Annotated in this window: 27 protein-coding genes; 10 read left to right on the top strand and 17 right to left on the bottom strand. The window is 68.8% G+C overall.

Annotated features, from left to right (window positions below):
• The first annotated feature begins 229 nt into the window (after positions 1-229).
• Positions 230-778, top strand: coding sequence for a carboxymuconolactone decarboxylase family protein (locus OXS27_RS17315; protein ID WP_267357795.1), 549 nt, complete (start codon positions 230-232; stop codon positions 776-778).
• A 65-nt stretch (positions 779-843) separates the two neighbouring features.
• Here the strand turns inward: OXS27_RS17315 and OXS27_RS17310 are convergent, their stop codons facing one another.
• The 5 genes from OXS27_RS17310 to OXS27_RS17290 form a co-directional block, all read right to left on the bottom strand.
• The gene (locus OXS27_RS17310) at positions 844-1,173 is read right to left on the bottom strand and encodes an integration host factor subunit alpha (RefSeq protein WP_243919261.1); all 330 of its coding nucleotides are present in this window, start codon (positions 1,171-1,173) and stop codon (positions 844-846) included.
• 167 nt (positions 1,174-1,340) lie between these two features.
• Positions 1,341-2,348 carry a beta-ketoacyl-ACP synthase III gene (locus tag OXS27_RS17305; RefSeq protein WP_267357793.1) on the bottom strand — a complete coding sequence of 336 codons (1,008 nt, stop codon included), beginning with the start codon at positions 2,346-2,348 and terminating at the stop codon, positions 1,341-1,343.
• Positions 2,349-2,428: 80 nt separating this feature from the next.
• Positions 2,429-3,463, bottom strand: a complete 1,035-nt coding sequence (gene plsX, locus OXS27_RS17300; protein ID WP_243919259.1) for a phosphate acyltransferase PlsX — start codon at positions 3,461-3,463, stop codon at positions 2,429-2,431.
• 384 nt (positions 3,464-3,847) lie between these two features.
• Positions 3,848-4,375: a DUF177 domain-containing protein gene (locus tag OXS27_RS17295; RefSeq protein ID WP_243919258.1), complete on the bottom strand. Its 528-nt coding sequence runs from the start codon at positions 4,373-4,375 to the stop codon at positions 3,848-3,850.
• Entirely contained in the window at positions 4,372-4,935 is a 564-nt protein-coding gene (locus tag OXS27_RS17290; protein WP_243919257.1) for a ubiquinol-cytochrome C chaperone family protein, read from the bottom strand. The genes OXS27_RS17295 and OXS27_RS17290 overlap by 4 nt, the downstream gene beginning before the upstream one ends.
• A gap of 155 nt (positions 4,936-5,090) precedes the next feature.
• On the opposite strand from OXS27_RS17290, the gene bamE reads away from it, so the two are divergent.
• Positions 5,091-5,588 (top strand): outer membrane protein assembly factor BamE, encoded by a 498-nt coding sequence (gene bamE / locus OXS27_RS17285; protein ID WP_243919256.1) that lies wholly within the window; start codon positions 5,091-5,093, stop codon positions 5,586-5,588.
• Here bamE and OXS27_RS17280 read toward each other — a convergent pair.
• The 6 genes from OXS27_RS17280 to OXS27_RS17255 all read right to left on the bottom strand — a co-directional run bounded on the left by OXS27_RS17280 (position 5,525) and on the right by OXS27_RS17255 (position 12,706).
• Complete coding sequence (locus tag OXS27_RS17280) at positions 5,525-6,244, bottom strand: HAD hydrolase-like protein (RefSeq protein WP_267357790.1); 720 nt, start codon at positions 6,242-6,244, stop codon at positions 5,525-5,527. The two genes, bamE and OXS27_RS17280, sit on opposite strands and share 64 nt — an antisense overlap.
• A gap of 1 nt (position 6,245) precedes the next feature.
• A complete protein-coding gene (locus tag OXS27_RS17275) occupies positions 6,246-8,159 on the bottom strand; it encodes a PAS domain S-box protein (protein ID WP_267357789.1) in 1,914 nt (637 codons plus the stop codon).
• Between the two features lie 104 nt (positions 8,160-8,263).
• Positions 8,264-9,355: an alkene reductase gene (locus OXS27_RS17270; protein WP_267357787.1), complete on the bottom strand. Its 1,092-nt coding sequence runs from the start codon at positions 9,353-9,355 to the stop codon at positions 8,264-8,266.
• Positions 9,356-9,502: 147 nt separating this feature from the next.
• On the bottom strand, positions 9,503-10,069 hold the full coding sequence (locus tag OXS27_RS17265) for a DUF6036 family nucleotidyltransferase (RefSeq protein WP_267357785.1): 567 nt from the start codon (positions 10,067-10,069) through the stop codon (positions 9,503-9,505).
• Positions 10,066-10,395, bottom strand: a complete 330-nt coding sequence (locus OXS27_RS17260; RefSeq protein WP_267357783.1) for a hypothetical protein — start codon at positions 10,393-10,395, stop codon at positions 10,066-10,068. Before OXS27_RS17260 ends, OXS27_RS17265 begins: the two co-directional genes overlap by 4 nt.
• A 166-nt stretch (positions 10,396-10,561) precedes the next feature.
• Positions 10,562-12,706 carry a sodium-translocating pyrophosphatase gene (locus OXS27_RS17255; RefSeq protein WP_243919246.1) on the bottom strand — a complete coding sequence of 715 codons (2,145 nt, stop codon included), beginning with the start codon at positions 12,704-12,706 and terminating at the stop codon, positions 10,562-10,564.
• A 681-nt stretch (positions 12,707-13,387) separates the two neighbouring features.
• On the opposite strand from OXS27_RS17255, the gene OXS27_RS17250 reads away from it, so the two are divergent.
• Complete coding sequence (locus OXS27_RS17250) at positions 13,388-13,513, top strand: hypothetical protein (RefSeq protein WP_267357780.1); 126 nt, start codon at positions 13,388-13,390, stop codon at positions 13,511-13,513.
• A gap of 42 nt (positions 13,514-13,555) precedes the next feature.
• Here OXS27_RS17250 and thiL read toward each other — a convergent pair whose 3' ends face one another.
• From thiL to ribH, 3 genes are read right to left on the bottom strand one after another with little or no spacing between them, the layout of a single operon-like run.
• Positions 13,556-14,551: a thiamine-phosphate kinase gene (thiL, locus tag OXS27_RS17245; RefSeq protein WP_267357778.1), complete on the bottom strand. Its 996-nt coding sequence runs from the start codon at positions 14,549-14,551 to the stop codon at positions 13,556-13,558.
• 3 nt (positions 14,552-14,554) lie between these two features.
• Positions 14,555-15,106: a transcription antitermination factor NusB gene (gene nusB / locus OXS27_RS17240; RefSeq protein WP_267357776.1), complete on the bottom strand. Its 552-nt coding sequence runs from the start codon at positions 15,104-15,106 to the stop codon at positions 14,555-14,557.
• Positions 15,107-15,117: 11 nt separating this feature from the next.
• Complete coding sequence (ribH, locus tag OXS27_RS17235) at positions 15,118-15,612, bottom strand: 6,7-dimethyl-8-ribityllumazine synthase (RefSeq protein WP_243919241.1); 495 nt, start codon at positions 15,610-15,612, stop codon at positions 15,118-15,120.
• Between the two features lie 188 nt (positions 15,613-15,800).
• Between ribH and OXS27_RS17230 the strand changes: the two genes are divergently transcribed.
• The 7 genes from OXS27_RS17230 to OXS27_RS17200 all read left to right on the top strand — a co-directional run bounded on the left by OXS27_RS17230 (position 15,801) and on the right by OXS27_RS17200 (position 23,348).
• Positions 15,801-16,262, top strand: coding sequence for a MerR family transcriptional regulator (locus OXS27_RS17230; protein WP_243919289.1), 462 nt, complete (start codon positions 15,801-15,803; stop codon positions 16,260-16,262).
• 102 nt (positions 16,263-16,364) lie between these two features.
• The gene (locus OXS27_RS17225; protein ID WP_243919239.1) at positions 16,365-16,784 is read left to right on the top strand and encodes a hypothetical protein; all 420 of its coding nucleotides are present in this window, start codon (positions 16,365-16,367) and stop codon (positions 16,782-16,784) included.
• A 136-nt stretch (positions 16,785-16,920) separates the two neighbouring features.
• Positions 16,921-17,364, top strand: coding sequence for a cadherin-like domain-containing protein (locus OXS27_RS17220; RefSeq protein WP_243919238.1), 444 nt, complete (start codon positions 16,921-16,923; stop codon positions 17,362-17,364).
• 219 nt (positions 17,365-17,583) lie between these two features.
• The gene (locus OXS27_RS17215) at positions 17,584-19,536 is read left to right on the top strand and encodes a PrkA family serine protein kinase (protein ID WP_243919237.1); all 1,953 of its coding nucleotides are present in this window, start codon (positions 17,584-17,586) and stop codon (positions 19,534-19,536) included.
• A gap of 180 nt (positions 19,537-19,716) precedes the next feature.
• On the top strand, positions 19,717-21,018 hold the full coding sequence (locus tag OXS27_RS17210; RefSeq protein ID WP_267357772.1) for a YeaH/YhbH family protein: 1,302 nt from the start codon (positions 19,717-19,719) through the stop codon (positions 21,016-21,018).
• A gap of 235 nt (positions 21,019-21,253) precedes the next feature.
• The gene (locus OXS27_RS17205; protein ID WP_243919222.1) at positions 21,254-22,825 is read left to right on the top strand and encodes a SpoVR family protein; all 1,572 of its coding nucleotides are present in this window, start codon (positions 21,254-21,256) and stop codon (positions 22,823-22,825) included.
• A gap of 94 nt (positions 22,826-22,919) precedes the next feature.
• On the top strand, positions 22,920-23,348 hold the full coding sequence (locus OXS27_RS17200; protein ID WP_243919220.1) for a PaaI family thioesterase: 429 nt from the start codon (positions 22,920-22,922) through the stop codon (positions 23,346-23,348).
• A 6-nt stretch (positions 23,349-23,354) separates the two neighbouring features.
• Here OXS27_RS17200 and OXS27_RS17195 read toward each other — a convergent pair whose 3' ends face one another.
• The 3 genes from OXS27_RS17195 to nrdR are packed head-to-tail and all read right to left on the bottom strand — an operon-like array spanning position 23,355 to position 25,618.
• Positions 23,355-23,975 carry a riboflavin synthase gene (locus tag OXS27_RS17195; RefSeq protein WP_267357769.1) on the bottom strand — a complete coding sequence of 207 codons (621 nt, stop codon included), beginning with the start codon at positions 23,973-23,975 and terminating at the stop codon, positions 23,355-23,357.
• Between the two features lie 3 nt (positions 23,976-23,978).
• Entirely contained in the window at positions 23,979-25,088 is a 1,110-nt protein-coding gene (gene ribD / locus OXS27_RS17190) for a bifunctional diaminohydroxyphosphoribosylaminopyrimidine deaminase/5-amino-6-(5-phosphoribosylamino)uracil reductase RibD (protein ID WP_267357767.1), read from the bottom strand.
• Positions 25,085-25,618, bottom strand: a complete 534-nt coding sequence (gene nrdR, locus OXS27_RS17185; RefSeq protein ID WP_243919214.1) for a transcriptional regulator NrdR — start codon at positions 25,616-25,618, stop codon at positions 25,085-25,087. Before nrdR ends, ribD begins: the two co-directional genes overlap by 4 nt.
• Positions 25,619-25,688: the final 70 nt, after the last annotated feature.

Below are 25,688 nucleotides of genomic sequence, written 5' to 3'. Positions count from 1 at the left end.
AAAGCCGTAAGCCTCGCTGGCTATGAGTCTTTGTGTTTGACGCGCTCACCTGCGCCGAACCGGCATCCACTTCGGCAGAGAGCGCTCTTGGGGAGCGCAATCCGGTCCGGGCGCAGGTCGTGCCGGCAAGCCTGAATGGTCTAGGCGCAGTGGGGCCGGAAATCCAGAGCATGCTGCGGCGCGGGACGTGGGGGCGGTCATGGTCGGGGAGCAGGACAGCACGGATGGCATGCCGGCGATCCCGATCGACGGGCTGACGCCGGCGCAGGCCGCGGCCGCGGCAGCCTTTGAGGCCGAGCGTGGCGTGCCGGTCTTCGGGCCGTTCGTGCCGCTCCTGCGCAGCCCCGAACTGATGCTGTGCGCGAGCCGGATGGGGCTGTACCTGCGCTACGGCAGCGCCCTGCCGCTGCGCATCAGCGAGTTCACGATCCTGATCGTCGCCCGGGCCTGGAACCAGCCGGTCGAATGGGCGATCCATCAGCCGATCGCCCTGAAGGCCGGGGTCGCCCCCGAGACCGCGCAGGCGCTCGCCGAAGGACGCCGTCCCGACGCGATGAGCGCCGACGAAGCGCTGGCCTATGATTTCTCGACCGAGCTCACACACAACCGTGCGGTGAGCGATTCCAGCTACGCGGCCGCGCTGGCGCGCTTCGGCGAGCAGGGCGTGATCGATCTCACCGGCATCAACGGCTACTACGCGCTGCTGGCCATGACGATGAACGTCGCCCGCACCGCGGTGCCGGAAGGGGCATCCGCACTACCGCCGCTGGTCGGGTAGTCCTCGACGGCGTTGCACTGGTCCGCGCTCAGCCGGTCACCCCTGCGACGGAGCGTGCAAAAAACTCAATCGTCGTCGTCTTCGTCGTGACCGTTCGCGCCGTTCAGGCCGTTGATCTTGGCCTTGAGCACGTTCGATGGCTTGAACACCATCACCTGACGCGGCTCGATCGCCACTTCGACCCCGGTCTTGGGGTTGCGGCCGACGCGCTTGCCCTTGCTGCGCACCACGAAGGAGCCGAACGAGGACAGCTTCACCGTCTCGCCGCCGGCCAGACAGCTGCAGATCTCCGAGAGGACGGTCTCGACGAGGGCGGCCGACTCGGTCCGCGACAGGCCCACCTGATGGTAGACGGCCTCGCTCAAGTCGGCGCGCGTCACCGTCTTGCCTGCCATGCCGTGTCCCCTCGCCCGCGTCTCTCGTCCCATGGCGTCGGGTGCGGCGAAACGAGGCCGCACCGGACGTTGAAGACGTATCCCTATGATCCGGCACGCTAATCGGCGCTCCGCCCCCGGTCAACCGCGCGGGCGCACCGAATCGTTTCGGGCTGTCACCGAAAGCGTCACCAGCGGATCAGTCCCGCGCCCCAGCTGAAGCCGCCGCCGATCGCCTCGATCATCACCAGGTCGCCCGTCTGGATGCGCCCGTCGCGTCGGGCCACATCGAGGGCGAGCGGGATCGAGGCCGCCGAGGTGTTGCCGTGCCGATCCACCGTCAGCACGATCTTCTCGCGGGCGATCCCGAGCTTGTCGGCCGAAGCTTCGATGATCCGCCGATTGGCCTGATGGGGCACGAACCACGTCAGGTCGTCGGCCGTGAGGCCGGCCTGCGCGAACGCCGCGACGATCACGTCGGTGACTTGGCCCACGGCGAAGCGGAACACGTCCCGCCCCTCCATGCGCAGGTGGCCCACGGTGCCGGTGGAGCCCGGTCCGCCATTGACGTAGAGCTTTTCGCGGTGCCGCCCGTCCGAGCGCAGACTCGTGCTGAGCACGCCGCGGCCCTCCGCGTCCTCCTGCGCCTCCAGCACGATCGCCCCGGCGCCGTCGCCGAACAGCACACAGGTGGTGCGATCCTCCCAATCGAGGATTCGCGAGAACGTCTCAGCGCCGATCACCAGCGCCCGGCGGGCCGCCCCGGTGGTCAGGAATTTGTCGGCGGTGGAGACCCCGAACACGAAGCCAGCGCAGACCGCCTGCAGATCGAAGGCCGCGCCCTGGTGGATGCCGAGGGCCGCCTGGATCTGCGTGGCGGTCGCCGGGAACGTATGGTCCGGCGTCGAGGTCGCGCAGATCACGAGGTCGATGTCGTCGCCCGTCAGCCCGGCATCGTCGAGCGCCGCCTGGGCGGCCCGGGTCCCGAGCACCGAGGTGGTCTCGCCGGGCCCGGCGATGTGGCGCTGGCGGATCCCGGTGCGTTGGACGATCCATTCGTCCGAGGTGTCGACCCGCTCGGCGAGGGCGGCGTTCGTCACCACCGTCTCGGGCAGGCACGAGCCGGTCCCGACCACCACCGAGCGCAGCTGAGGCGCGCGTCGGCTCTGTTCGGGGTCAGTGCGGAGGGTTGCCATCTCTGTCCTTCCCGGACGGCTCCGACATCACGACCCTTGCGGGTGATGCCGGAGTAATCCGTTTTCCATCCTGCACGGCGTTACGCCGGCGCCAGGGCCGCCGTCTGGTCGAGCATCTCGCGGATCGTGCGGATCATGTCGTGGCGGGCCATGTCGTGCGCCAGATCGACGGCGGCGGCGAACCCTTGCGCGTTCTCCGAACCGTGGCTCTTGATGACGATGCCTTCGAGGCCGAGGAAGACGCCGCCATTGGCCCGGCTCGGGTTCATCTTGTCCTTGAGCGCCCGGAACGCCTGCCGGGCGAACAGCGCGCCGATCTTGGCGGCGAGCGTCCGGGTCATGGCGGCGCGCAGATACGTGCCGATCTGCTTGGCGGTGCCCTCGGCGGTCTTGAGGGCGATGTTTCCCGTGAAACCCTCGGTCACCACCACGTCGACCGTGCCGCGGCCGAGATCCGTGCCCTCGACGAAGCCGTGATAGGCGAGTCCCGAACTCTCCATCTCGCGCAGCATCCGGGCGGCCTCCTTGACCGCCTCGTTGCCCTTCATCTCCTCGGTGCCGACGTTGAGCAGGCCGACGGTGGGGCGTTCGAGGTCGAACACGATCCGCGCCATGGCCGAGCCCATCACGGCCATCTCGACGAGGTGCTCGGCATCCGTCCCGATGGTGGCACCGACATCGAGCACGACGCTCTCGCCGCGCACGGTCGGCCACAGGCACGCGATGGCCGGACGCTCGATGCCCGACATGGTCTTCAGGCAGATCTTCGACATCGCCATCAGGGCGCCGGTGTTGCCGGCCGACACGCAGGCGTCGGCCTGCCCGTCGCGCACCGCCTGGATCGCCTGCCACATGGACGACTTGCCGCGCCCCTGGCGCACCGCCTGGCTCGGCTTGTCGTCCATGGCGACCGCGACACTGGTGTGGCGGATCTCGACGCAGTCCTTGAGCCGGGGCTCCTTGGCGACGAGCGGGGCGATCACCGCTTCGTCGCCGAACATCAGGAAGGTGGTCTCGGGATGGCGCTCACGGGCCAGCGCCGCACCGGGCACGACCGTGGAGGGCCCGTGGTCGCCGCCCATGGCGTCGAGCGAGATGCACACGCGTTGGGACATGTCGGTAGCGGGTCGCAGGTCTCGGCGGGGGATCCGGCGGGAAGGGTCCCACCGGGCGCGGCGGACCATAGCGATACCGGCCCGGCGGGCAAATGAAATCGGCCGCCGGACGGTTCCGTTATTCGCCGGAGGGGGCGAAGGCAGCGTTTTCGGGGTGTTCGCCTGCGGGCGTCACGCCCTCTCGCCGCCCGAATCCCTCAAGCACACGCGTTTCCCGGACAAGTGGACCTTCAGCGGAACCTGATCGGGCGCACGGAGCGTCGCGCAAGCGGCTCAGCGCGTTTCATAAGAGCGCTTCGCGTCGTTTCGCGCGCTGAATTCCGGGCTGCTTCCGCTTGCGCCGGATGCGCCCGATGGAGGGCCGGCGCGCTACACCGCGAAAAGTCAGCCCCCGCCGTCCCGCAGCTTGCCCAGGGCTGCGAGCGGCCCTGCATCGTCGCCGGCCACCACCGGCTCGAAGGTAGTGCCGGGCTTGCGCGGATAGGGGTCGAGCCCCAGCGCCAGGAACTCGGCGGTGAGCGCGCCGAAATCGACGCGTCCGCCCACCAGGGGATCGGGGATGTCGGCATCCTCGGCGTCGGTGCCGGCGAGCTGGTCGGTGTCGGTGAACACGACCTCCACCGGCTCGTGGACCGGCCCCTCGAACGGTTCGAGGCTGACGGTGCAGACCTGCGTCACCAGGGCGTCCACGGTGCCGGTCACGGTGAGGCGGCTGGTGGCGCCCGAGATCGCGAACCGCCCGACCAGATCGCGGAGTCCCGGAATCTTGAAGTCCGCGGCGAGCGCTGCGCACTCGGCCGGGCTCGCCTCGACCGTGACGGCGCCTCGTCCCTGGGGCAGGCGCTCGACATTGACCCAGCGCACGAGCGGGCCGCTCTCATGCGGATTCTCCCGGCGGCTGTCCCGGCTCATGCGATGGCTCCTCTTGCTTCTTCAGCCTGCGCGAAGCCCTCCGGTTCCGGGAAGGGCGGCCCGGACCCGAGCAGGGTGTCGAGATCGGCGCCGGCGAGGGCTTCGTCGGCCGCCTGCACATAGGTGGCAAGCCCAGCCCCGTCGCCCTCGCCGCCCAGCACGTTGCGGATGAGGACCGCGCGCAGAGCCGCCGTGTCGCCCGCGTCCAGGGCGGTGTCGTAGCCGGTGGCCCGGCCGTAGAAGGCCGCGCCGAGCTTCTTCATCCGCTTGCCCACGCCCATGTCGCCGACGCCAAGCTCGCGCAACGAGGCGTCGAGCTGGGTGAAGACGGAATTCACGAGATCCTGTGCCACCTCGGCAGCCGGGGCCGGCAGCCGGTTCAGCTGGCGCAGAACCAGGATGGCGTGCAGGCACAGGGCCTCGAACCGGCCCTCGACGGTGTCGGGCACGCCGAGGCGGAGGTAGAGGCCCGGGCGGCGGGCCGCCATGCTGAGCGCCACGTGCAGGCCCTCGACGGCCTGCCGCCGCGCATTCGCCCGTCGGAACAGCCGCGCGATCATCGATGCCACACCCCGGTGTTGTGTGGCCAAGCTTGCCTTGTCAAAGCCATAACCCCGCGGTACGGCAACCCACGCCCAGGGCGCAAGCGTCGTCGGAATTCCGTGTCCGCGGCATCGTTTGCATCTTGTCCGTCCACACGTTTTCTGGGGGCCCGATGCGGCGCCGTCTCGTCCAGTCCTTCGCGCGTCTCGCCCTGGTCGGGCTCGCGGGAGCCGGCCTGTCCGGCTGCATCGGCGAGGAGCTGCGCCACGGCTACCAGGTCGACCAGGCGGCGCTCGCCACGGTCAAGCCCGGCATGAGCCCCGAGCAGGTGCTGCAGATCCTCGGAACGCCCTCGACCGTGTCCACGGTGGGCAACAAGTCCTGGTACTACATCTCCCAGAACACGCGCCGCACGATCATGTTCATGGGCGAGCAGGTCGAGGATCAGAAGGTCACGGCCGTCTATTTCAGCCCCGCCTTCAAGGTCGAGCGCGTGGCGCTCTACGGCCTGCAGGACGGGCGGGTGTTCGACTTCATCGAGCGGACCACGCCGACGAGCGGCGCCGACCGGGCCTTCATCAGCCAGCTGTTCCGCGGCCTGACCCGCTACGAACCGTTCGGCAGCGGCAACGGCGCCAGCGTCGTTCCGGGCGCCAACCGCGGCCAGTGAGCCGGAGCGCCCGCCAACAGGCGGGCGATCTCCCCGGGATTCGAGAACAGGTGTTCGGGTCCCTGCTCCGCTAGCGCCTGCGGGTCCGTGTAACCCCACGCCACGGCACCGAACGGGCAGCCGAGCGCGCGCGCCGCCTCGAGGTCGCGGATCTCGTCGCCGATGCACAGGGCCTGCACCGGCGCCACGCCCCGGCGCGCGAGGAGCCGCCGCAGGCGCCGCGCCTTTCCGAACAGCGAAGCCCCGCAGGCATAGGCGTCGATCCGCGCCGAGTTGTCCGATCCAAGCACCTGCCGCACCGTGTCGGCCCGGTTCGACGACAGGATCGCCATCGGCACGCAGGCCTGCTCGATGCCCGCCAGCATCTCCGGCACGCCCGGAAACAACGCGATCTGCGCCGCGTCCCGGGCTGCGAGCGCGTGCATGTGGCGGGCGATGAGCGGCAGCTTCCAGCGCGGGATGCCGAGATGCGCCACGATCGCGCGGGCCCCCTGACGGCGCAGGCCATCGACTTCGTGCGCCTCGACCTGGCGGAAGCGGTAGCGCTCGGCGACACCGTTCATCACCGAGCAGAACCAGTCGAAGCTGTCCGCCAAGGTGCCGTCGAAATCGAGCACGACGAGGCTCGGCCCGGTACCGGCAGTCCGACCGGTCATCTCAGGCCCGGAGATTCTCGATTGGCACGCTGAGCCGCATCAGCAGGCCCCCGGGCGCCCAGTCGTGTTCCAGCACGCCGTCGAGCTGGCCGACGACGCTGCGCTCGGCCAGCACCGTGCCGAATCCCTTCCGGGACGGCGTGCCGGTGACCGGAGGGCCGCCGGCCTCCTGCCAGGTCAGGGTATAGTGCCCTGCCTCCTGCAGCCCGCTCAGGGCGACGCCGCCCTCCTTGGTGGAGAGGCCGCCATACTTCATGGCGTTGGTGGCCTGCTCGTGCATGATCAGCGCCAGCGCGGTCGCGGTGCGCTCGCCGATCTCGGCATCGTCCCCCGAGATGGCGACGCGCGCCCGCCCGCCCTCCTCGTAGGCGGCCATGATCAGGCGCATCAGGCCCAGCACGGTCTGCCCCGCCACCGCGGGCGCGCTGTCGGGGGAATGCGGCCGGACATATTCGTGCGCCCGCGCCAAAGCGCCGAGCCGCTCGCGGAAGGCCTTGGCGAAGGGCTGGGCCGCGGGATCGCTCCGGGCGGTGAGCGCTGCCAAACCGCCGACCACCGCAAAGATGTTCTTGATCCGGTGCGACAGCTCGCGGATCAGCAGGTCCCGGGCTTCCTCGGCGCGCTTGGCCTCGCGCAGGTCGCGGGTGACGGTGGCGTAGCCGATCTCGGCCCCGGTCGGGTCCCGCACCGGGAACATGTTGTAGAGCACCGCCACCGGCTCGCCCGTGACGAAGTGTCGGAACGCCAGTTCGCCCTCCCAGAACCCGCTCCGGCGCATCGCCGGCATCGCGGTCTCCTCCAGGATGCGGCGGCTGTGCTCGGTGAAGAAATCGGGGATCCGGTGCAGCCGGGCGGCGGCAAGATCGGGCAGGCCGATCAGCGCCAGGGCGGCCTCGTTGAGATGGGTGACCGCGCCGTCCAGGGTGTAGAGACCGATGAAGTCCTTGGAGGTCTCCACGATGGCAGCGAGCTTGCGGGCCTCGGCCTCGGCCCGCTTTAGGTCGTCGATGTCGGTGCAGGTGCCGAACCAGCGCTCGATCCGCCCCTCCGCGTCGCGGATCGCCATGGCGCGACCCAGCGTCCAGCGATAGGCGCCGCTGTTGTGGCGCAGGCGGTACTCGATCTCGTAGGGATCGCCGGTCGCCAGCGAATGGCGCCAGCGCGTCCAGGCCCGCTCCTGATCGTCGGGATGGAACATGTCGTTCCAGCCCTCGCCGTCGGTGGAACCGTAGGGCACACCGGTGAACGCGTACCAGCGGTCGTTGTAGTAATCGTGGAACCCGTCCGGCCGGGTCGTCCAGACCATCTGGGGCATGGCCGACGTCATCACCCGGAAGCGGCGCTCGCTCGCGGCGATCTCGGCCTCCCGGCTCGCCACCTGTGCCAGGGTCCGGCGGTGCTCCAGCAGACTGGAGATCTGGCGCGCCAGGGCCGTGAGCGTGGCCGTCTGTTCCGTGTCGAGCCCACCCGGCCGCGGCGCCCGGTCGAGCACGCAGAGCGCGCCGAGCGGTATGCCCTGGGCGCCTTGGATCACGGCGCCGGCATAGAAGCGGAACCCCTCGGGGCCAATCACCAGCGGATTCGCGATGGTCCGCGGATCGGCGGTCAGATCGGGAATGACGAGCAGGCCGTCGGATTCGATCGTGTAGGCGCAGACCGAGCAGCTGATCGGCAGCTCGCGCTTGCCGAGACCGACCTCCGACTTGAACCATTGCCGCTCGGCATCCACGAGGCTGACGAGGGCGACCGGCGCGCCACAGACATAGGCGGCGACCCGGACGAGATCGTCGTAAAGCGGCTCGGGTTCCGTATCGAGGATCGCGAGGTCGCGTAGCTCCGCGAGCCGCTCCGCGGTGCGCCAGGCACCGCCGGTCGGTTGGGAAGCTGCGCGCGCGTGAGGTGCCGGCACATCCATGATTCAGCCGTCACATAGGCCCGTTGAGCTTCCCTGCCTAGGTGGCTGCGTAGACGGTCGCCGCGCCCGCAATGGGCGCGGCGGCCGGTCAGGCCCGTAATGCCTTACGCGGCGCGGGCCTCACCGAGGGTCGGATAATCGACGTACCCCTTCGGGCCCTGGCTGTACCACGTGGCGGCTTCGTCCTTGTTGAGCGGCGCGCCCTTGGCGATCCGCTCGACGAGATCGGGATTGGCGATGAAGGTCCGCCCGAACGCGATCGCGTCCGCCTCGCCGGCATCCAGCACCTTCTGGCCGCTGACCCCGTCGTAATCGGCGTTGAGGATCATCGGGTTGCGGAACACCCGGCGCATCGCCGGGGCGATCGGCGCATGGTCGGCCTTGCCGAAGGTCCCGTCCGGGCCAGGCTCGCGCATCTCCAGGAAGGCGACATCGAGATCGGCCAGCGCCTGGGCGGCGGCCACGAACAGCGGCTCGGGGTTCGAATCGTTACAGCCCTGGATCGCGCCGTTCGGCGAGAGGCGCACGCCGGTACGCTCGGGTCCCGCGACCTTGGCCACCGCCGCGGTGACCTCGCGCAGCAGGCGGACGCGGTTCTCGATCGAGCCGCCGTACTGGTCTGTGCGGTGGTTGGTGCCGTCGCGCAGGAATTCGTCGATCAGGTAGCCGTTCGCCGCGTGGATCTGCACGCCGTCGAACCCGGCCGCCAGCGCGTTGGCGGTGGCACGCTCGTAATCGCCGAGGAGGCGCGGGATCTCGGCTATCTCCAGGGGACGGGCCTCACTGTAGGGCTTCTTGCCCTCGTAGGTGTGGGCCTGATCGGGCGCGTTCGTGGCCGAGGCCGCGACCGGCTTGGCGCCGCCGAGGAAGTCCGGATGGACCAGCTGGCCCATATGCCAGATCTGGCAGACGATCTTGCCGCCCTTGTCGTGGACCGCCTTCACGATCGGCCGCCAGGCATCGACCTGGGCGTCGGACCAGATGCCCGGCGCGAACGGCCAACCCAGCCCCTCCTGCGAGATGCCGGTGGCCTCGCTGATGATCAGGCCGGCGGCGGCGCGCTGGGCGTAATACTCGGCCATGATCGGGGTGGGCACGTGCTCGCGGGTGCCGCGGCCGCGGGTGAGCGGAGCCATGAAGATGCGGTTCTTCGCCTCGATGGCGCCGATACGGATCGGGTCGAGCAGGGACGGCATGGGATACCTCGTGCTGGTGCGGCCGCGCCGCAGCCGGTTTTTATCCGTGGCCGAGGTGGCGCTGCGGCGCGGCGATGCCAAGGTGCAGCGCAGCGGTACGGGCAGCGGCGTGCGGGGGCGCACATGGCGCGGCGGGTGCGCGTTCAGTCACGGAGGGGGAAAGAAGACCAACTCGCATTCGGCTGCCAGCCAAACGAGGCGGCGTTTCATCTCTCCCCCGGGCGGTGCCGCAGCCGGCATGCCGGGAAGCCGTCCGGCCATCGCGTCGATCGAGAGAAGCCGGGATCGCAGGCCCGACGTAAGCCAGTTCTTGTCCTTCTCCCGCCACGCGACGGCTTTGGCCAAAGCCACATCGTCGGGATCCGGAACGATGACCGTGATGCCGGGGCAGCCGGCACTCGCATACAGCGTGCTGCGCGCCGACCAATCGCTCGGCATCAAGGCTGTTTCGGGCGATACGCCATCGCAATAATAGCCATACTGCTGATGGAAGCTCGACCCCTGGCCGATATTGGCATCGATCGCGTCGGACAGATCGTCGGAATTCGGCACGTCCGGAACGTAGAGGTCCGCCTCCGGGGTCAGCAACATGTCGCCGGGAATGTTGCGGCAGCGGATCAGGACGACGGCGGAGCCGACCAGGACGAAGCGCCGATGGCCCGTCACCTCCCCGGCCGCCCGGAAAAGATGATCGAGCTTGTCCTGCCGCATCATCCGGTCAGATCCGGAACTCGCCGGCCCAGGCTCTCGGCGGTGCGTTCTCGGGACGGGAGCACGACGAAGACGGGCTGCGTGTCGCGCAGAAGTTCGCCGCGCGGGCTGTCCTCCAGCAATTGCCGGACGATCAGCCGGATATTCTGGCCCAGAAGATCCGCCCACAGCGCGTAATATCGGGCCTGCGCGGAGTCAGGTCGCACGCATCGTTCCAGGTAGGCCCGGCCGTTGGCAAGGAGACCTGGATCGTCGACGAGATGCACGGCGATACGCCGCGTCAGGTCATACGAGCGCCGTTTGCTGCGATCGTGAAAATCGGTCTTCACGGGCAGACTGCCGACGAAGCGTTCCCCCTCAGTCATCAGACGCATCCAGACGCATCGGCTCGGCGGCGGTGCCGGAGCATACCGCGATTCCGCACGCACTCGAAGTCCGCAGGACAAATTGCGTCGCCCCGGTATTCGCACCGGAGCGACGCGGGGACGGGATCCCTCAGCTATGCGCCAGCACCGCCAGCAGCAGCAGGGCGATGATGTTGGTGATCTTGATCGCCGGGTTCACCGCCGGCCCCGCGGTGTCCTTGTAGGGGTCGCCCACCGTATCGCCGGTCACCGCCGCCTTGTGGGCATCGGAGCCCTTGCCGCCGTGGTGGCCGTCCTCGATGTACTTCTTGGCGTTGTCCCAGGCGCCGCCGCCCGAGGTCATGGAAATCGCCACGTAGAGGCCGGTCAGGATGACGCCGAGCAGGCTCGCGCCGACCGTGGCGAAGGCCTGGCTCTTGCCGGCGATCAGCTGGATCACGAAGAACAGCACGATGGGTGAGAGCACCGGCAGCAGCGACGGGACGATCATCTCCTTGATCGCCGCCCGGGTCAGCATATCGACTGCCCGGCCGTAATCCGGCCGGTCGGTGCCCTGCATGATCCCGGGCTTCTCCCGGAACTGGCGCCGGACCTCCTCGACCACCGCACTCGCGGCGCGCCCCACCGCCGTCATGGCGATGCCGGCGAACAGGAACGGGATCAGGCCGCCGAGCAGCAGCCCGACCACCACGTAGGGGTTGGACAGGGAGAAATCGACGCTCACACCCTGGAAGAACCGGTACTGCGTCGGGCTGGCATTGGCGATGAAGTAGTTCAGGTCCGACGTGTAGGCGGCAAACAGAACCAGCGCGCCGAGGCCGGCGGAGCCGATCGCGTAGCCCTTGGTCACCGCCTTGGTGGTGTTGCCGACCGCGTCGAGGGCGTCGGTCGACTTGCGCACGTCCGGGGGCAGGCCGGCCATCTCGGCGATGCCGCCGGCATTGTCGGTGACCGGCCCGAACGCGTCGAGCGCCACGATGAAGCCGGCCAGCGCCAGCATCGCTGTCACGGCGATCGCGATGCCGAACAGGCCGGCCAGCGCGTAGGTGCTGATGATGCCGGCCACGATCACGATGGCGGGGAGCGCGGTCGATTCGAGCGAGATCGCCAGCCCCTGGATCACGTTGGTACCGTGGCCGGTCACCGAGGCGTCCGCAATCGACTTCACCGGGCGGAAGTTGGTGCCGGTGTAATACTCGGTGATGACCACGATCAGCGCCGTGATGGCGAGCCCGATCACCGCGCAGCCGAACAAGCCGGCCGACGTGAAGGTGACGCCGGTCGAGGTGGTGAAGGAGGTCGAGAACCCGCCCAGCAGGGTCATGTTGACGATCGCGATCGCCACCACCGAGAGCACGCCCGCGGTGATCAGGCCCTTGTAGAGCGCGCCCATGATCGACTGGTTGGCCCCGAGCCGCACCGCGTAGGTGCCGGCGATCGAGGTGAGGATGCAGGCCGAGCCGATGGCCAGCGGATAGAGCATCATCGGCTCCAGCACGTCCCGGCCGCTGCCGGTGGGGCCGGAGAAGAAGATCGCGGCCAGCACCATCGTGGCCACCACCGTGACCGCGTAGGTCTCGAACAGGTCGGCCGCCATGCCGGCGCAATCGCCGACATTGTCGCCGACGTTGTCGGCGATGGTCGCGGGGTTGCGCGGATCGTCCTCCGGAATGCCGGCCTCGACCTTGCCGACGAGGTCCCCGCCGACATCGGCGCCCTTTGTGAAGATGCCGCCGCCGAGGCGGGCGAAGATCGAGATCAGCGAGGCGCCGAAACCGAGCGCCACCAGTGCGTCGATCACCTCACGGCTCGACGGGTCGAGATGGGCGCCGCGGGTCAGGAACAGGTAGTAGAAGGCGACACCGAGGAGTGCGAGGCCCGCCACCAGCATGCCGGTCACCGCCCCCGACTTGAAGGCGACATCGAGGCCGCCGCCCAGCGAGGTCGAAGCGGCCTGCGCGGTGCGCACATTGGCCCGCACCGAGACGTTCATGCCGATGAACCCGGCCGCCCCGGAGAGCACGGCGCCGATCAGGAAGCCGATGGCGACCTTGATCCCGAGGAACACCGCCAGCAGCACGAACAGCACCACGCCGACGAGGCCGATCGTGAGGTATTGGCGCTTCAGATAGGCCTGCGCGCCTTCCGCAATGGCGGAGGCGATCTCCTGCATGCGCTGCGTGCCGGCATCGCGCCGCATCACGTCGAGGATCGTGACGATGCCGTAGGCGATGGCGCAGAGCCCGCCCACGATGATCAGAATCAAGGGAATCATGCGACCGTCCTTGTCATTATCGTGCCTGGCTGGGGCTTATGCTTATCGAGCTTGGCCGCCGGGGAGACGGCCATGGGACGTGGTGCTCGGATCCGGGGCTTTCCTTCCCAGAACAAGACCTTGATTGCCAAACTTCGCCGGTGAGCGCAAACGCTGTGTTTGACGTCTTCGCAGATCGGCGCACGAATGCTGCATCGCACAACGTGACGAATTGAGAATTATTTTGCAGTATTTCCCGTGGCCGATGGGTGTTTGCGTTCGTGCAGTCCCGATCGGGGTCGCTGATCTCGATGCGTGGTGTGATGCGCGCGTTGGTGACCGGCGCACATCGCGGTCATATGAGCCGTCGCAGTCTGGTCGGATCGGTGGGCTCCAGCATGTCCGGGATTGAAGTCTCGAGGGGACATCACGAAGGCTCAGACGATCTGCGCGTTGTCGTGCGCGGCAAAGCTTCGGCGCATTCGGTCGGTATCCATGGGTCGTTCGCAGATCTCGCGGCTGCCGCAGCGAAGGCCCGGGCGGATTTTGGCGTCGCCTGCTTCTGGAATGCCCCGGTCCTGCCCGATCCCGTCGAGGAGGCCCGATTGGTGGTCGGCAGCTTGCGGACATATGGTGGTCGCCGGGGTTGGGCGGCCGCAGCCGACCTCGACCAGGCCGTCCGCAAGGCCGCGGGAGCAAGCGATGGCGTTGACACCGTTCCAGCGCGCGGTGCTGGCCCATCTCGCCCGCGGCGCGATCACGTTCCACCCGGCCTCCATAGGCGGGGCTTGGCCCGAGGTTGCCGAGGGCAACCCCTATCGCTCCTGACCGTGTCGCCCCGTCAGCACGTCTGCTTTTGGCGTGCCAGCCTCAGAAGTGGCTGAAGGCCCCGGCGGCGAATACACGGACCCCGCCGTCTGCCGTCTCGAAACGTGGCGGCCCCTCGCCAGCGGTGACGGTGCCGATGGCGGTCAGCTTTATCCCGGCTGCTTCCACCTCGGCCCGGAGAGCCTCGAACGCCTCCGGGGCCACCGTGCAGAGGATCTCGTAATCGTCGCCGCCGGTCAGAGCCGTCGCGAACAGGCCCGGTTCCGCCGCGCAGGCACGCCGGACTGCCTCCGAGAGCGGCACGACGGGCAGATCGATCCGGGCCGTGCGCCCCGCGCCCAGCATCTTGGCGAGATCTCCCGCGAGCCCGTCGGACACATCCATGGACGCGGTGGCGTAGCGCCGGATCGCCGGCGCGGCGGCGAGGCGCGGGCGGGGATGGAGGTAGCGGTCGGCCAGCACGGCCCGCAAAGCTGGGTCGAGGGCGGTCGCCCAGGGCGCCTCCGGCTCCAGGCGCAGCCGCAGGCCCAGCGCCGCGTCGCCGATCGTGCCGGTGACGCAGATCCGGTCGCCGATCCGTGCGGTGTGCCGCCGGACGATCGCGCCGGACGGCACCTCGCCCAACATGCTGACGCCGATCAGCGCCGGCCCGCCCGAGCGCACGGTGTCGCCGCCGAGCAGTGGGCAGCCCGCCTCCGCGGCGGCTGCGCCGAGCCCGGCCGAGAAATCGGCCAGCCACTCCTCCGTCCAGTCGTCGGGCAACGCCAACGTCAATAGAAAACCGCGCGGCACCGCGCCCTTGGCGGCGATGTCGGAGAGGTTCACCCCGAGGGCCTTGCGAGCGATCGAGGCCGGCGGATCGTCGGGAAAGTAGTGGATCCCCGCCACCACGGCGTCGGCGGTGAGGACGAGGTCGTGGCCGGGCGCGGGGGTCAGGGTCGCGGCATCGTCCCGGAGCCCATCGGCACCCGGGCCGGCCAGCGGCGCGAAGTAACGCGCGATCAGCCCCTCCTCGGAGGCGCGGACCGGGCCGGCCACGGGTCAGGCCTTCCCGGGCGCCGGCTTTTCGGGGAGCGGCTTGGACGAGCCCGGCTTTTTCGATCCCTTGGCGGGGCCGACCTCGCCGGGCCGGACCTCCCGGGCGAGCCGGTCGAGCACAGCGTTGACGAGACCCGGCTCGTCGCCCGGATAGAAGCTGTGGGCCACGTCGACATATTCGGAGATCGCCGCCGCCGCCGGCACGTCGAGGCGGAACATCAGCTCGTAGGCGCCGGCCCGCAGGATCGCCCGGAGCACGATCTCGATTCGCCGGAGCGGCCAGCCCTGCGCCAGCGCCTGATCGAGCTTCGGGTCGATCGCCCGTTGCTCCTCGACGGCACCACGCAGCAGATCGCGGAAGAAGGCGGTCTCGGCCTGGGGATGTTCGATCCCGTCGATCTCCTGGCCGATCCAGAACGCCTCGAACTCGGCAAGCGCTTCGAGGACGCCCTTGCCGGACACATCCATCTCGTAGAGCGCCTGCACGACGGCGAGGCGTGCTCCGGTGCGCAGGCTGATCGTCTTGCCGCCCGTCTCCGGCTTCGTGTCGGTCATTTGACTATCCGTCATCGCGGGCGCGCGGCTTCCGCGGCGCGCTTAAGGGCGAGGACGCCGAGCGCTGCCTCGGCCGCGCCGCCACCCTTGTTCATCTCGGCCACCCGGGCGCGGGCCAGCGCCTGTGCCTCGGTCTCGACGGTGAGGATGCCGTTGCCGAGGGGAATCCGGCGGTCGACCGAGAGATCCATCAACGCCCGGGCGCTCTCGCCCGCCACGATGTCGTAATGGCCGGTTTCCCCGCGGATCACGCAGCCGAGCGCCACCACGGCATCGTAGGCCTCCGCGTCGAGCAGGATCGCCACGGTGGCGGGGATCTCCAGGGCGCCCGCCACCGTCACCACGGTCGCGTGCGCGCCGGCGGCTTCGATCGCCGCGCGGGCGCCGGCCAGGAGTTCGTCCGCGAGGGCGTCGTAGTAGCGCGCCTCGACCACGAGGATGCGGGCCCCGGCGAGCGCCGGGTCCTGGGGCTTCGGCGCCGCGTCGGCGCGGGTATGGGCGACCATGGCTCTCGTCCAGCCGAGTTTTTGGGGGTTGACGGGCGGCACGGGGCGCCCGCGAGGGGAGGACGGTTAGACCGAAGCGGCCGGCGCCACAAGCGGCACGATCCGCTCGGGCGCCGAACAGGCTTGAGCTTGGCCCCATGACCCGGCAAGATCGCTCCGGACCGCCGCTGAACCGCCGTCGAACCGCCATGCCGCCAGCCCTCGCCGCCGAACACCTCTCTGAAGCCGGCGAGAAGAGCGCTTATGCCTTCCGCACGATCAGCGAGGTCTCCGAGGAGCTCGATGTGCCCCAGCACGTGCTGCGCTTCTGGGAGACCCGCTTCGGCCAGATCCGCCCCGTCAAGCGCGCGGGCGGGCGGCGTTACTACCGGCCCAACGATGTCGAACTCGTCGCCGGCATCCGCCAGCTCCTGCACGTTCAGCGCTACACCATCGCGGGCGCGCAGCGGGTGCTCAAGGAGAACGGCGTCCGCTTCGTCCAAGCGGTCGGCCGTGGCGAGGCCGTAGCGGCCGAGCCCCTGGTCCAGGATGCCGAGGCGGAGACCGGTGCCTTCGCGGATCCGGAGCGTGCGGCCCTCGCGGTGGCCCTCGACGAGCTGCGCGCCTGCCGCGCCCTGCTGGACGGCCTGCGCACGCCCCCGGACGCCTGACGCTCCGGTCCCGGGGCGCGCGGCCAAGCCACGATAAAACTCACGGCAAAGCTCTTGCAGGGGCTGGGCGAACTTTCGCCAGGACCCCGCGTTGTCGCCCGCATGGCCTCGCCCCGATCCAAGCTGTCGCCCAGCCAGGAACTGATGGCCCGTATCATGCGGATCGTCCGCACCTGCCCAGAGGCGGCCGGGGAGATGCTGGAACTGATGTTCCTCGTCAGCCAGATCGAGGCTGCCACCAGCGTCGACCGGGAATACCGCGACGCGAAGCGCGTGATCAGCCGCCTGCGCAACCCGCTCTGGGAGATGGGCCCGGCCGACCGGGAGAAACTGCTCTCGGCCGCGGAGGCGATCCGCCGTGTCTGCCGCCTCGCCGAGGATGAGATACCTTCCATGCCGATCGCCGACGCCGGCGAGCGCGCCCGCGTCGAGGCACGCCTCAACGCCGCCCTGGCGGGTGAGCTTGACGCCGCGCAGATCGCCCGCGTCACCGGGATCGTGGCGGCGGTGCTTCAGAATTAAGCAGCGTCCCGATGAACCGGTGCCGGGCGCACTCGACGCCCGCGCCGGGCATCCCCACATGCTGGTCACCGATGGAAGGGGCACCCGGAGCGGCCTTCGGAGAGCGCGCCCGCATCGGCACCGGAGAGACGCTTTCATGATCGCCCTTCGTCCGCTCGCCGTGCTGCTCGCAGGGAGTCTGGCTCTGGCCGGGCCGGCCCTGGCCCAATCCCCGACGAGCCGATCGAAGACGGTCGCCCCCGGCAAGACGGTGCGGCTCGAGATCGCTCCGAACCTTAAGAAGGACTGCTCGCCCGGCCCGATGCCCGAATTCAAGGTCTCCGGGCCGCCGAAGAACGGTTCGGTGATCACCAAGGTTGGCAAGCTGAAGACCCCGGCGAGCTACCGCTGCCCCAACAAGGAGGCCTCGGTCCAAGCGTTGTTCTATCAGCCCAATGCCGGCTTCACGGGTACCGACGAAGTCACCTTCGAGGTGAGAGCCTCCGACGGGCAAGTCCAGACGCAGACCGTGAAAATCACGGTCGGTGGAAGCGGTGCCAAATCCGGAGACGATGCCAAGAAAGAGGGCACCGATTTGTGAGTCGCGGCGAACAACTGCGGCACCTGCGCAGTTTTTCGGCTCTCGACACATGCCCAAAGGCGGCACAGACTCTGGTTTGCGCCGCCGTCATGGCCGGAGAGTGTTGCATGCAATCGACATGCCCGGCGACATGCTCGCCGCACTGCGACAAAAGCGGGCCTGTCGGTTGCATCCGAGCCGAGACAGGATGAAGCTGTCACGGTCTGAGAGGGTTATCGAATGCCGATGCATGCGACGAACGACCTTTTCCAGAGCTTCGCCCGAGGCTACGAGGCCCGCCGCGACACGGAGATGACGCTCTCCGAGTATCTCGAAGCCTGTCGCGACGAGCCCCTGATGTACGCCTCGGCCGCCGAGCGGATCCTGGCGGCGATCGGCGAGCCCGAATTCGTTGATACCTCGAAGGATTCGCGCCTCGGCCGGATCTTCATGAACCGGACGATCCGGACGTATCCGGCTTTCCGGGAGTTCTACGGGATGGAGGAGACGATCGAGCGGATCGTCTCGTTCTTCCGCCACGCCGCGCAGGGCTTGGAGGAGCGCAAGCAGATCCTCTACCTGCTCGGGCCCGTGGGCGGCGGCAAGTCGTCCCTCGCCGAGCGGCTGAAGCTGCTGATGGAGGTCCACCCCGTCTACGTGCTCAAGGCCGGGGACGAGGTCTCGCCGGTCTTCGAGAGCCCGCTGGGCCTGTTCGACCCCGACACGATGGGCGAGGAGATCCAGAAGCGCTACGGCGTCCCGCGCCGGCGGCTCACCGGCCTGATGAGCCCCTGGGCACTCAAGCGCCTCGACGAGTTCAACGGCGACATCTCGCGCTTCAAGGTGATCAAGGTCCGGCCCTCGCGCCTGCGCCAGATCGCCATCGCCAAGACCGAGCCGGGCGACGAGAACAACCAGGACATCTCCTCGCTGGTCGGCAAGGTCGACATCCGTCGCCTCGAGACCCTGTCGCAGGCGGATCCCGACGCCTACTCGTATTCGGGCGGCCTGAACCGGGCGAACCAGGGCGTTCTCGAATTCGTCGAGATGTTCAAGGCGCCGATCAAGATGCTGCACCCGTTGCTCACCGCCACGCAGGAGGGCAACTATGTCGGCACTGAGAATATCGGCGCGATCCCGTTTACCGGCGTGATCCTCGCCCACTCGAACGAGTCCGAGTGGCAGACCTTCAAGACCAACAAGAACAACGAGGCGTTCATCGACCGGATCTACGTGATCAAGGTCCCGTACTGCCTGCGCGTCACCGAAGAGCAGCACATCTACGAGAAGCTGATCTCCGGCTCGGAACTGTCGGATGCGGCCTGCGCGCCCGGCACGCTGGAGATGCTAGCGCGGTTCTCGGTGCTGTCGCGCCTGCGCGAGCACGCCAATTCCAACGCCTTCTCGAAGATGCGGGTCTATGACGGCGAGTCCCTGCGCGAGGTCGATCCGCGCGCTCGCTCGATGCAGGAATACAAGGACACGGCCGGCGTCGACGAGGGCATGGACGGGATCTCGACCCGCTTCGCCTTCAAGGTCCTGGCTGCGACCTTCAACCATGACACCACCGAGGTCTCGGCTGACCCGGTGCATCTGATGTACGTGCTGGAGCAAGCGCTCAAGCGCGAACAGCTCCCGCCCGAGACCGAGAAGAAGTATCTGGAATTCATCAAGACCGAATTGGCCCCGCGCTACGCGGAGTTCATCGGCCACGAGATCCAGAAGGCCTATCTCGAATCGTACCACGATTACGGCCAGAACCTGTTCGACCGCTACATCGACTACGCCGACGCCTGGATCGAGGACCAGGACTTCAAGGATGCCGAGACCGGCCAGCTCATGAATCGCGAGCTGCTGAACCAGGAGCTGACCAAGATCGAGAAGCCTGCGGGCATCGCCAACCCGAAAGATTTCCGCAACGAGGTGGTGAAGTTCGCCCTGCGCTCCCGGGCGCAGCATGGCGGCCGCAACCCGAGCTGGACCTCCTACGAGAAGCTGCGCGAAGTGATCGAGCGGCGGATGTTCTCCCAGGTGGAGGAATTGCTGCCGGTGATCTCCTTCGGCTCCAAGAAGGATGGCGACACCGAGAAGAAGCACGGCGAGTTCGTCGAGCGGATGGTGTCGCGCGGCTACACCGAGCGGCAGGTCCGCCGTCTGGTGGAATGGTACATGCGGGTGAAGCAGGCCGGCTGAGGGACGACGGGGCCCGGTCAGTCGGGCCCCGTTCCGACCCTCCACCGCCACAGTTTCGGACGACCGGCCGGTGACGATGTCGGCCCTGCTGCGAACCTGGGATCCTTTCCTCCGGCCGCAGCATGGTACGACAAGGGTCGGAACCCGGCCGGCACACGCGGACGAGGGTTTTCGCAGCGGATGCACATCGTCGACCGACGTTTGAACCCGGGCGGCAAGAGCCTCCCCAACCGCCAGCGCTTCCTGCGCCGCGTCAAGGACGTGGCCCAGCGCGCTGTGCGCGAATCCGCCCGCGAGAAGGACATCAAGGATCTGGGCAAGGACGGCCGGGTCACGGTACCGGCCGATGGCGTGCGCGAGCCGCGCTTCTCCCGCCAGCCGGGTACCGGGCTTCAGGACCACATCCTGCCGGGCAACAAGACCTACGTGGAGGGCGACACGATCGAGCGGCCGCCGGGCGGCGGTGGCGGGCGTGGCTCCGGCGAGGGCGGGGATGGCGGCGAGAACAGCGAGGACGCGTTCCGCTTCGTGCTCACCCGCGAGGAGTTTCTGGAACTGTTCCTCGAGGATCTGGAATTACCGGACCTCGCCAAGCGGCGGCTGGCGGTGGTCGAGACCGAGGGCCTGCGCCGGGCCGGCTACACCGTGACGGGCTCGCCCGCCAACCTGGCGCTGACCCGCACCCTGCGCAATTCGATGTCCCGGCGGATCGCCCTCAAGCGGCCGAAGCCCGAGGAGGTCGCGGCCCTGCAGGCGAAGCTCGACGCGCTGTCGGAGGGTGACCCCGAACGCGCAGAGCTGGAGCAGGCGCTGCTGAAGCTGCGCGAGCGGGCCAAGCGCATCCCGTATGTCGACCCGCTCGACCTGCGCTTCCGCCGGTTCGAGCCCTACCCACGGCCGATCGCGCAAGCGGTGATGTTCTGCCTGATGGACGTGTCCGGCTCGATGACCGAGCACATGAAGGACCTCGCCAAGCGGTTCTACATCCTGCTGCACATCTTCCTGACACGCCGCTACCGGCACGTGGAGATCGTGTTCATCCGCCACACCGACCGGGCGACCGAGGTGGACGAGGAGACCTTCTTCGGCTCCCGGGAGACCGGGGGCACGCTGGTCTCGTCGGCGCTGGTCGAGATGAAGCGCATCATCGCCGAGCGCTACGACCCCAACGACTGGAACATCTACGCCGCTCAGGCCTCGGACGGCGACAACGTCTCCTCGGACGGGCCGACCTCCACGGAGCTCTTGCGGGCGCATATCCTGCCGGCCTGCCAGCACTTCGCCTATCTGGAGGTGGGCGACGAGAACGGCCCGCGCGCCGGCTTCGTGGAGCACCGCACCACCCTGTGGCGGACCTATGAGGCGATCGCCAAGTCCGGCGGCCCAATCGCCATGCGCAAGGTCAACCACCGGCGCGAGATCTACGCGGTCTTCCGCGAGCTGTTCGGCCGCCAGGATGCGCGGGTGGAGGCGGAGGGGTGATAATGACCCGCGCCGCATCTTCCTCCCCCCTCTGCGTGGGAGGGTGGGCCCCGAAGGGGGTCGGGAGAGGGGAGCGCCATATCCGGAATGGGCACGACGGATCCCGCATCCTAAACCGTCGCGCTGCCCCTCTCCCGACTCTCGCTGACGCGAGGCCCACCCTCCCCCGCAAAGGGGGGAGGGAGTCCCCATCCCGCGTTCTTGTGGGGCCGGGTCCAAAAAAACGGGAGGCCGCATGACGCTCGTCAAGGCACGCACGCCCCAGATCATCTCCGGCAGCCAGAAACCCCTGTTCATCGGCAACGACTGGGATTTCGACACGATCCGGCGCATCCACGACGCCTGCGAGGCCATCGCCGGGCCGCAGCTCGGCCTGTCGTGGTATCCGAACCAGATCGAGATCATCACGGCCGAGCAGATGCTCGACGCCTACGCCTCGATCGGCATGCCGCTGTTCTACAAGCACTGGTCGTTCGGCAAGCACTTCGCCCAGCACGAGGCCGGCTATCGCCGCGGCCTGATGGGGCTCGCCTACGAGATCGTCATCAACTCCGACCCGTGCATCTCCTACGTGATGGAAGAGAACACGGCGACGATGCAGACGCTGGTCATCGCGCACGCCGCCTTCGGCCATAACCACTTCTTCAAGAACAACTATCTGTTCCGGCAATGGACCGACGCCGAAGGCATTCTGGACTATCTGGATTTCGCGAAAGGCTTCATCACCCGCTGCGAGGAGCGCTACGGCCATCAGGCGGTGGAGCAGGTGCTCGACGCCGCCCATGCGCTGATGAGCCAGGGCGTCCACCGTTACCCGCGCAAGAAGCGGCCGGACCTCGCCTCCGAGCAGCGGCGCGAGCGGGAGCGGATCGAGCACGGCGAGCAGATCTACAACGACCTCTGGCGTACCCTGCCGCAGAAGATCGGCACCGTGCGGCCGGACTTGGCGGCGGAACGGCGCAAGGCGCTCCTCGAACTACCGCAGGAGAATATTCTCTACTTCCTGGAGAAGGTCGCCCCGCGCCTGCGGCCGTGGCAGCGCGAGATCCTGCGCATCGTCCGCTTGGTCGCCCAGTATTTCTACCCACAGCGCCAGACCAAGGTGATGAACGAGGGCTGTGCCACCTACAGCCACTACCGAATCATGAACGCCCTGTCGGAATCCGGGCAGATCACCGAGGCGGCCTACCTCGAGTTTCTGCAATCTCACACCAACGTCATCCGGCAGCCGAACTACGACGACCGTTCCTATGGCGGTCACAACCCCTACGCGATCGGCTTCGCGATGATGCAGGACATCGCCCGCATCGTGGAGCAGCCGAGCGACGAGGACCGGGCTTGGTTCCCCGAGATCGCCGGCACCGGCGACGCCATGGCGGTCCTGCGCGACTGCTGGGAGAATTACCGGGACGAGAGCTTCATCCAGCAATTCCTGTCGCCCAAGCTGATGCGCGACCTGCGCCTGTTCCACGTGGTCGACGACCCCGATGAGCCGGAATTGCGGGTGGAGGCGATCCACGACGAGCGCGGGTACCGCAAGATGCGCCGCTCCTTTGCCCGGCAATACGACGTGGCGTGGCTCGATCCCGACATCGAGGTGGTGGACGTGGATCTCGAAGGGGATCGTCGCCTGATCCTGCACCACAAGGCGATCAACAAGATCACCCTGCAGAAGGACGACGCCAAGCGGGTGTTGCAGCACCTCGCCGACCTCTGGGGCTACGACGTGGTGCTCAAGGAGGTCGAGCCTGCCACCGGCACGGTGCTGGGCGAGATCACCGCCAGCGCGCGGCCGATTTTTTTCTGATCCAGGAGACTTCCCTCCCGCACCCTCATCCTGAGGTGTTTGGTCGGGAGCAGCCCGAGATTGCCTTGGCGGTACGGCCGTGCTGCTTGACGCGATGACCGCTACGATCCTCACCCTCGAAGAAACCAGCAATTTTCTCGACCAGGAATTCCCGCAGATGCAGGCGGGCGGGCGCGCCTACCATCTCGAAGCCGTGGGCCCGCTTACGGCACGGATGCGATTGGAAGCGCAGGAGCGCTTCCTGCGCCCCGGCGCGACGGTCTCGGGGCCGGCCATGATGGCGTTGGCCGATTACGCCCTCTACGCGGCGATCCTCGCCAATATCGGCCCCGTCGCGCTCGCGGTGACCACGAGCCTCAATTTCAACTTCCTGCGCAAGCCGGCCTCCGGGGATCTCCTGGCGGAATGCCGGCTGCTCAAGCTCGGCCGGCGGCTCGCGGTGGGCGAGGTTCTGATCAGCGCGGACGGCAACCCCGACCTCGTCTGCCACGCCACCGGGACCTATTCGATCCCGCCGCGCTGAGCGGATTCAGGCCCGCGCTTCGGCGAGCCGCGCGGCGTAGCGGGCGATCAGATCGACTTCCAGGTTGAGCCGGTCCCCGGCGCGTCGCTCACCCCAGGTGGTGACCTGGAGCGTGTGCGGGATCAGCAGCACCGAGAAACGGTCGTCCTGGACTGAATTCACCGTGAGCGAGGTGCCGTCGAGGCAGACCGAGCCCTTCTCGGCGATGAAGTGTTTCACAGCAGCCGGCGCCCGCAGGGTGAAGCGCTCGCTGGCCCCCCAGGCATCAGCCGTGACGCTCGTACGCTCGACGATCTCGGCGAGGCCATCGACATGGCCGGTGACCAGATGGCCGCCAAGCTCGTCGCCAACCTTGAGCGAGCGTTCGAGGTTGATCCGCGTGCCCGGCGCCCAGGAGCCGACCGTGGTGCGCATCAAGGTCTCGGCGGCCGCGTCCACCGCGAAGACACAGCCGCCCTCGGCCGGTTGCACCGAGACCGCCGTGAGGCACGGGCCCGCGCAGGCGATCGAGGCGCCGAGCGCGATCGTGGCGGGATCGTAGGAGGTCTGGATCACGATCCGGCGCAGGTCGCCTTCGCCCGAGACCGAGACCACTGTGCCGATGGCGCTGACCAACCCCGTGAACATCGCTTACGTCCTGTTGCGTTCGTAGGTCACGGCCGTGTCGGGACCGAGCTGAAGCCGCTCGGCCTCGCGGAACTGGTCACTCGCCAGAGCGTCCGCCAGAGCGGGCCCCAGCGCCGGAAGGCCCCCGGCCGGCCCCAGCGCCACCGGCCCGGTCACCAGCGTGCAGGTGTCGATCAGATCGGCGCGGACCAGCGCCTCCGCAAGGCGGGGGCCGCCCTCGCTGCACAGGCGGGTCAGGCCGCGCTCGCCCAGATGCGCCAGGGCGGCCGGCAGATCGATCCCGCCGGCCGCATCCGCCGGCACGGTGGCGACCTCGACGCCCAGTGCCTCCAGGGCGCGCTTGGCATGGGCCGGGGCGGAGCGGGTGGTCAGCACCAGGGTCGGCGTGTCGCGGGCGGTCCGGGCCAGGACACTCGCCGGCGAGAGCCGCAGATGCGTGTCGAGCACGATCCGCAGGGGCGAGCGCCCGGCGAGCCCCGGCAGCCGTACGGTGAGCGACGGATCGTCGGCCCGGGCGGTGCCGATGCCGATCAGGATCGCATCGGCATGGGCCCGCCAGAGATGGACCGCCCCATCGGCCACCGGCCCGGTGATCCGCAGGCGCTCGGGACCGGCCGCCGCGCAGAAGCCGTCGCGGGTGCGGGCGAGCTTGAGGTGCAGGGCGGGCCGGCCACGCGTCACCCGGGTGACGTGGCCAAGATGGTCGCGCACCGCCTCATCCCGCATCAACCCGGTCTCGACCGTTACCCCCGCCTGCCGCAGGAGATCGTGGCCGCGACCCGCCACACGCGGGTCGGGATCCTCCAGGGCGCTGACCACCCGGGCGATCCCGGCGGCCAGGATCGCGTTCGTGCAGGGCGGCGTGCGGCCGTGATGCGAGCAGGGCTCCAGGGTGACGTAGAGGGTCGCGCCCCGGGCGGCATCCCCCGCGGCAGCGAGCGCCAGCGGCTCCCCGTGCGGGCGGCCGCCCGGCGCCGTGGCGGCCGTCCCCAGGATGCGGCCTGTCTCGGGCTCGACCACGACGGCACCGACCGATGGATTCGGCCAAGTGCTGCCGAGGCCCCGCCGGCCCAGGGCGAGGGCGAGGCGCATGAAGGTCGTATCGTCGCTCATGTCCGACCGGAGCGGCGGCGTCCCGGGGCCTCGGGCTCCGGCTCCGCCTCCAGGGCGGTCTCGGATACCGGCGGCAGCGTGCCGTCGCTCAGCGTGCCGAGCAGATCCTCGAAATCCTTGGCCTCGCGGAAATTCTTGTAGACCGAGGCGAAGCGCACGTAGGCGACGTCGTCGAGACCCTTGAGCCCCGCCATCACCAACTCGCCGATGACCTCGGAGGTCACCTCGGGCTCACCGGCGCTCTCGAGCTGCCGGGTGATGCCGCTCACCAGCCGCTCGATCCGCTCCGGCGCGACGCTGCGCTTGCGCAGGGCCACGTCGATGGAGCGCTGGAGCTTGTCCCGGTCGAAGGGCACGCGCTTGCCCGAGCGCTTGAGGACCACGACCTCGCGCAGCTGTACCCGCTCGAAGGTGGTGAAGCGGCCCGCGCAATCCGGACAGACCCGGCGGCGGCGGATCGCAGCGCCGTCCTCGGAGGGCCGCGAATCCTTCACCTGGGTCTCGGAGCCGCCGCAATAGGGACAGCGCATGGATGGGGTACCCGGACATGGAAACGGCCGCGGATCGATCCGCGGCCGTTTCCTAGACCACGCATGGCCG

It is taken from the genome of Methylobacterium sp. GC_Met_3 (genome assembly GCF_026540775.1).
Lineage (GTDB): Bacteria > Pseudomonadota > Alphaproteobacteria > Rhizobiales > Beijerinckiaceae > Methylobacterium.
The sequence above is the reverse complement of the archived record's forward strand: the minus strand, read 5'-3'. Positions and strand labels throughout refer to the sequence as shown.

Excerpts from the sequence above, each read along its gene's own strand:
- OXS27_RS17250 (WP_267357780.1), top strand. The coding sequence starts at position 13,388 with ATGGCGTTGACACCGTTCCAGCGCGCGGTGCTGGCCCATCTCGCCCGC.
- OXS27_RS17310 (WP_243919261.1), bottom strand. The coding sequence starts at position 1,173 with ATGGCAGGCAAGACGGTGACGCGCGCCGACTTGAGCGAGGCCGTCTAC.
- OXS27_RS17205 (WP_243919222.1), top strand. The coding sequence starts at position 21,254 with ATGACGCTCGTCAAGGCACGCACGCCCCAGATCATCTCCGGCAGCCAG.
- OXS27_RS17225 (WP_243919239.1), top strand. The coding sequence starts at position 16,365 with ATGGCCTCGCCCCGATCCAAGCTGTCGCCCAGCCAGGAACTGATGGCC.
- OXS27_RS17290 (WP_243919257.1), bottom strand. The coding sequence starts at position 4,935 with ATGATCGCGCGGCTGTTCCGACGGGCGAATGCGCGGCGGCAGGCCGTC.
- OXS27_RS17295 (WP_243919258.1), bottom strand. The coding sequence starts at position 4,375 with ATGAGCCGGGACAGCCGCCGGGAGAATCCGCATGAGAGCGGCCCGCTC.
- OXS27_RS17230 (WP_243919289.1), top strand. The coding sequence starts at position 15,801 with ATGCCGCCAGCCCTCGCCGCCGAACACCTCTCTGAAGCCGGCGAGAAG.
- ribD (WP_267357767.1), bottom strand. The coding sequence starts at position 25,088 with ATGAGCGACGATACGACCTTCATGCGCCTCGCCCTCGCCCTGGGCCGG.
- OXS27_RS17280 (WP_267357790.1), bottom strand. The coding sequence starts at position 6,244 with ATGACCGGTCGGACTGCCGGTACCGGGCCGAGCCTCGTCGTGCTCGAT.
- OXS27_RS17315 (WP_267357795.1), top strand. The coding sequence starts at position 230 with ATGCCGGCGATCCCGATCGACGGGCTGACGCCGGCGCAGGCCGCGGCC.
- OXS27_RS17255 (WP_243919246.1), bottom strand. The coding sequence starts at position 12,706 with ATGATTCCCTTGATTCTGATCATCGTGGGCGGGCTCTGCGCCATCGCC.
- OXS27_RS17220 (WP_243919238.1), top strand. The coding sequence starts at position 16,921 with ATGATCGCCCTTCGTCCGCTCGCCGTGCTGCTCGCAGGGAGTCTGGCT.
- OXS27_RS17195 (WP_267357769.1), bottom strand. The coding sequence starts at position 23,975 with ATGTTCACGGGGTTGGTCAGCGCCATCGGCACAGTGGTCTCGGTCTCG.
- ribH (WP_243919241.1), bottom strand. The coding sequence starts at position 15,612 with ATGGTCGCCCATACCCGCGCCGACGCGGCGCCGAAGCCCCAGGACCCG.
- OXS27_RS17270 (WP_267357787.1), bottom strand. The coding sequence starts at position 9,355 with ATGCCGTCCCTGCTCGACCCGATCCGTATCGGCGCCATCGAGGCGAAG.
- OXS27_RS17215 (WP_243919237.1), top strand. The coding sequence starts at position 17,584 with ATGCCGATGCATGCGACGAACGACCTTTTCCAGAGCTTCGCCCGAGGC.
- OXS27_RS17275 (WP_267357789.1), bottom strand. The coding sequence starts at position 8,159 with ATGGATGTGCCGGCACCTCACGCGCGCGCAGCTTCCCAACCGACCGGC.
- nrdR (WP_243919214.1), bottom strand. The coding sequence starts at position 25,618 with ATGCGCTGTCCCTATTGCGGCGGCTCCGAGACCCAGGTGAAGGATTCG.
- bamE (WP_243919256.1), top strand. The coding sequence starts at position 5,091 with ATGCGGCGCCGTCTCGTCCAGTCCTTCGCGCGTCTCGCCCTGGTCGGG.
- OXS27_RS17305 (WP_267357793.1), bottom strand. The coding sequence starts at position 2,348 with ATGGCAACCCTCCGCACTGACCCCGAACAGAGCCGACGCGCGCCTCAG.
- nusB (WP_267357776.1), bottom strand. The coding sequence starts at position 15,106 with ATGACCGACACGAAGCCGGAGACGGGCGGCAAGACGATCAGCCTGCGC.
- OXS27_RS17265 (WP_267357785.1), bottom strand. The coding sequence starts at position 10,069 with ATGATGCGGCAGGACAAGCTCGATCATCTTTTCCGGGCGGCCGGGGAG.
- OXS27_RS17200 (WP_243919220.1), top strand. The coding sequence starts at position 22,920 with ATGACCGCTACGATCCTCACCCTCGAAGAAACCAGCAATTTTCTCGAC.
- OXS27_RS17210 (WP_267357772.1), top strand. The coding sequence starts at position 19,717 with ATGCACATCGTCGACCGACGTTTGAACCCGGGCGGCAAGAGCCTCCCC.
- plsX (WP_243919259.1), bottom strand. The coding sequence starts at position 3,463 with ATGTCCCAACGCGTGTGCATCTCGCTCGACGCCATGGGCGGCGACCAC.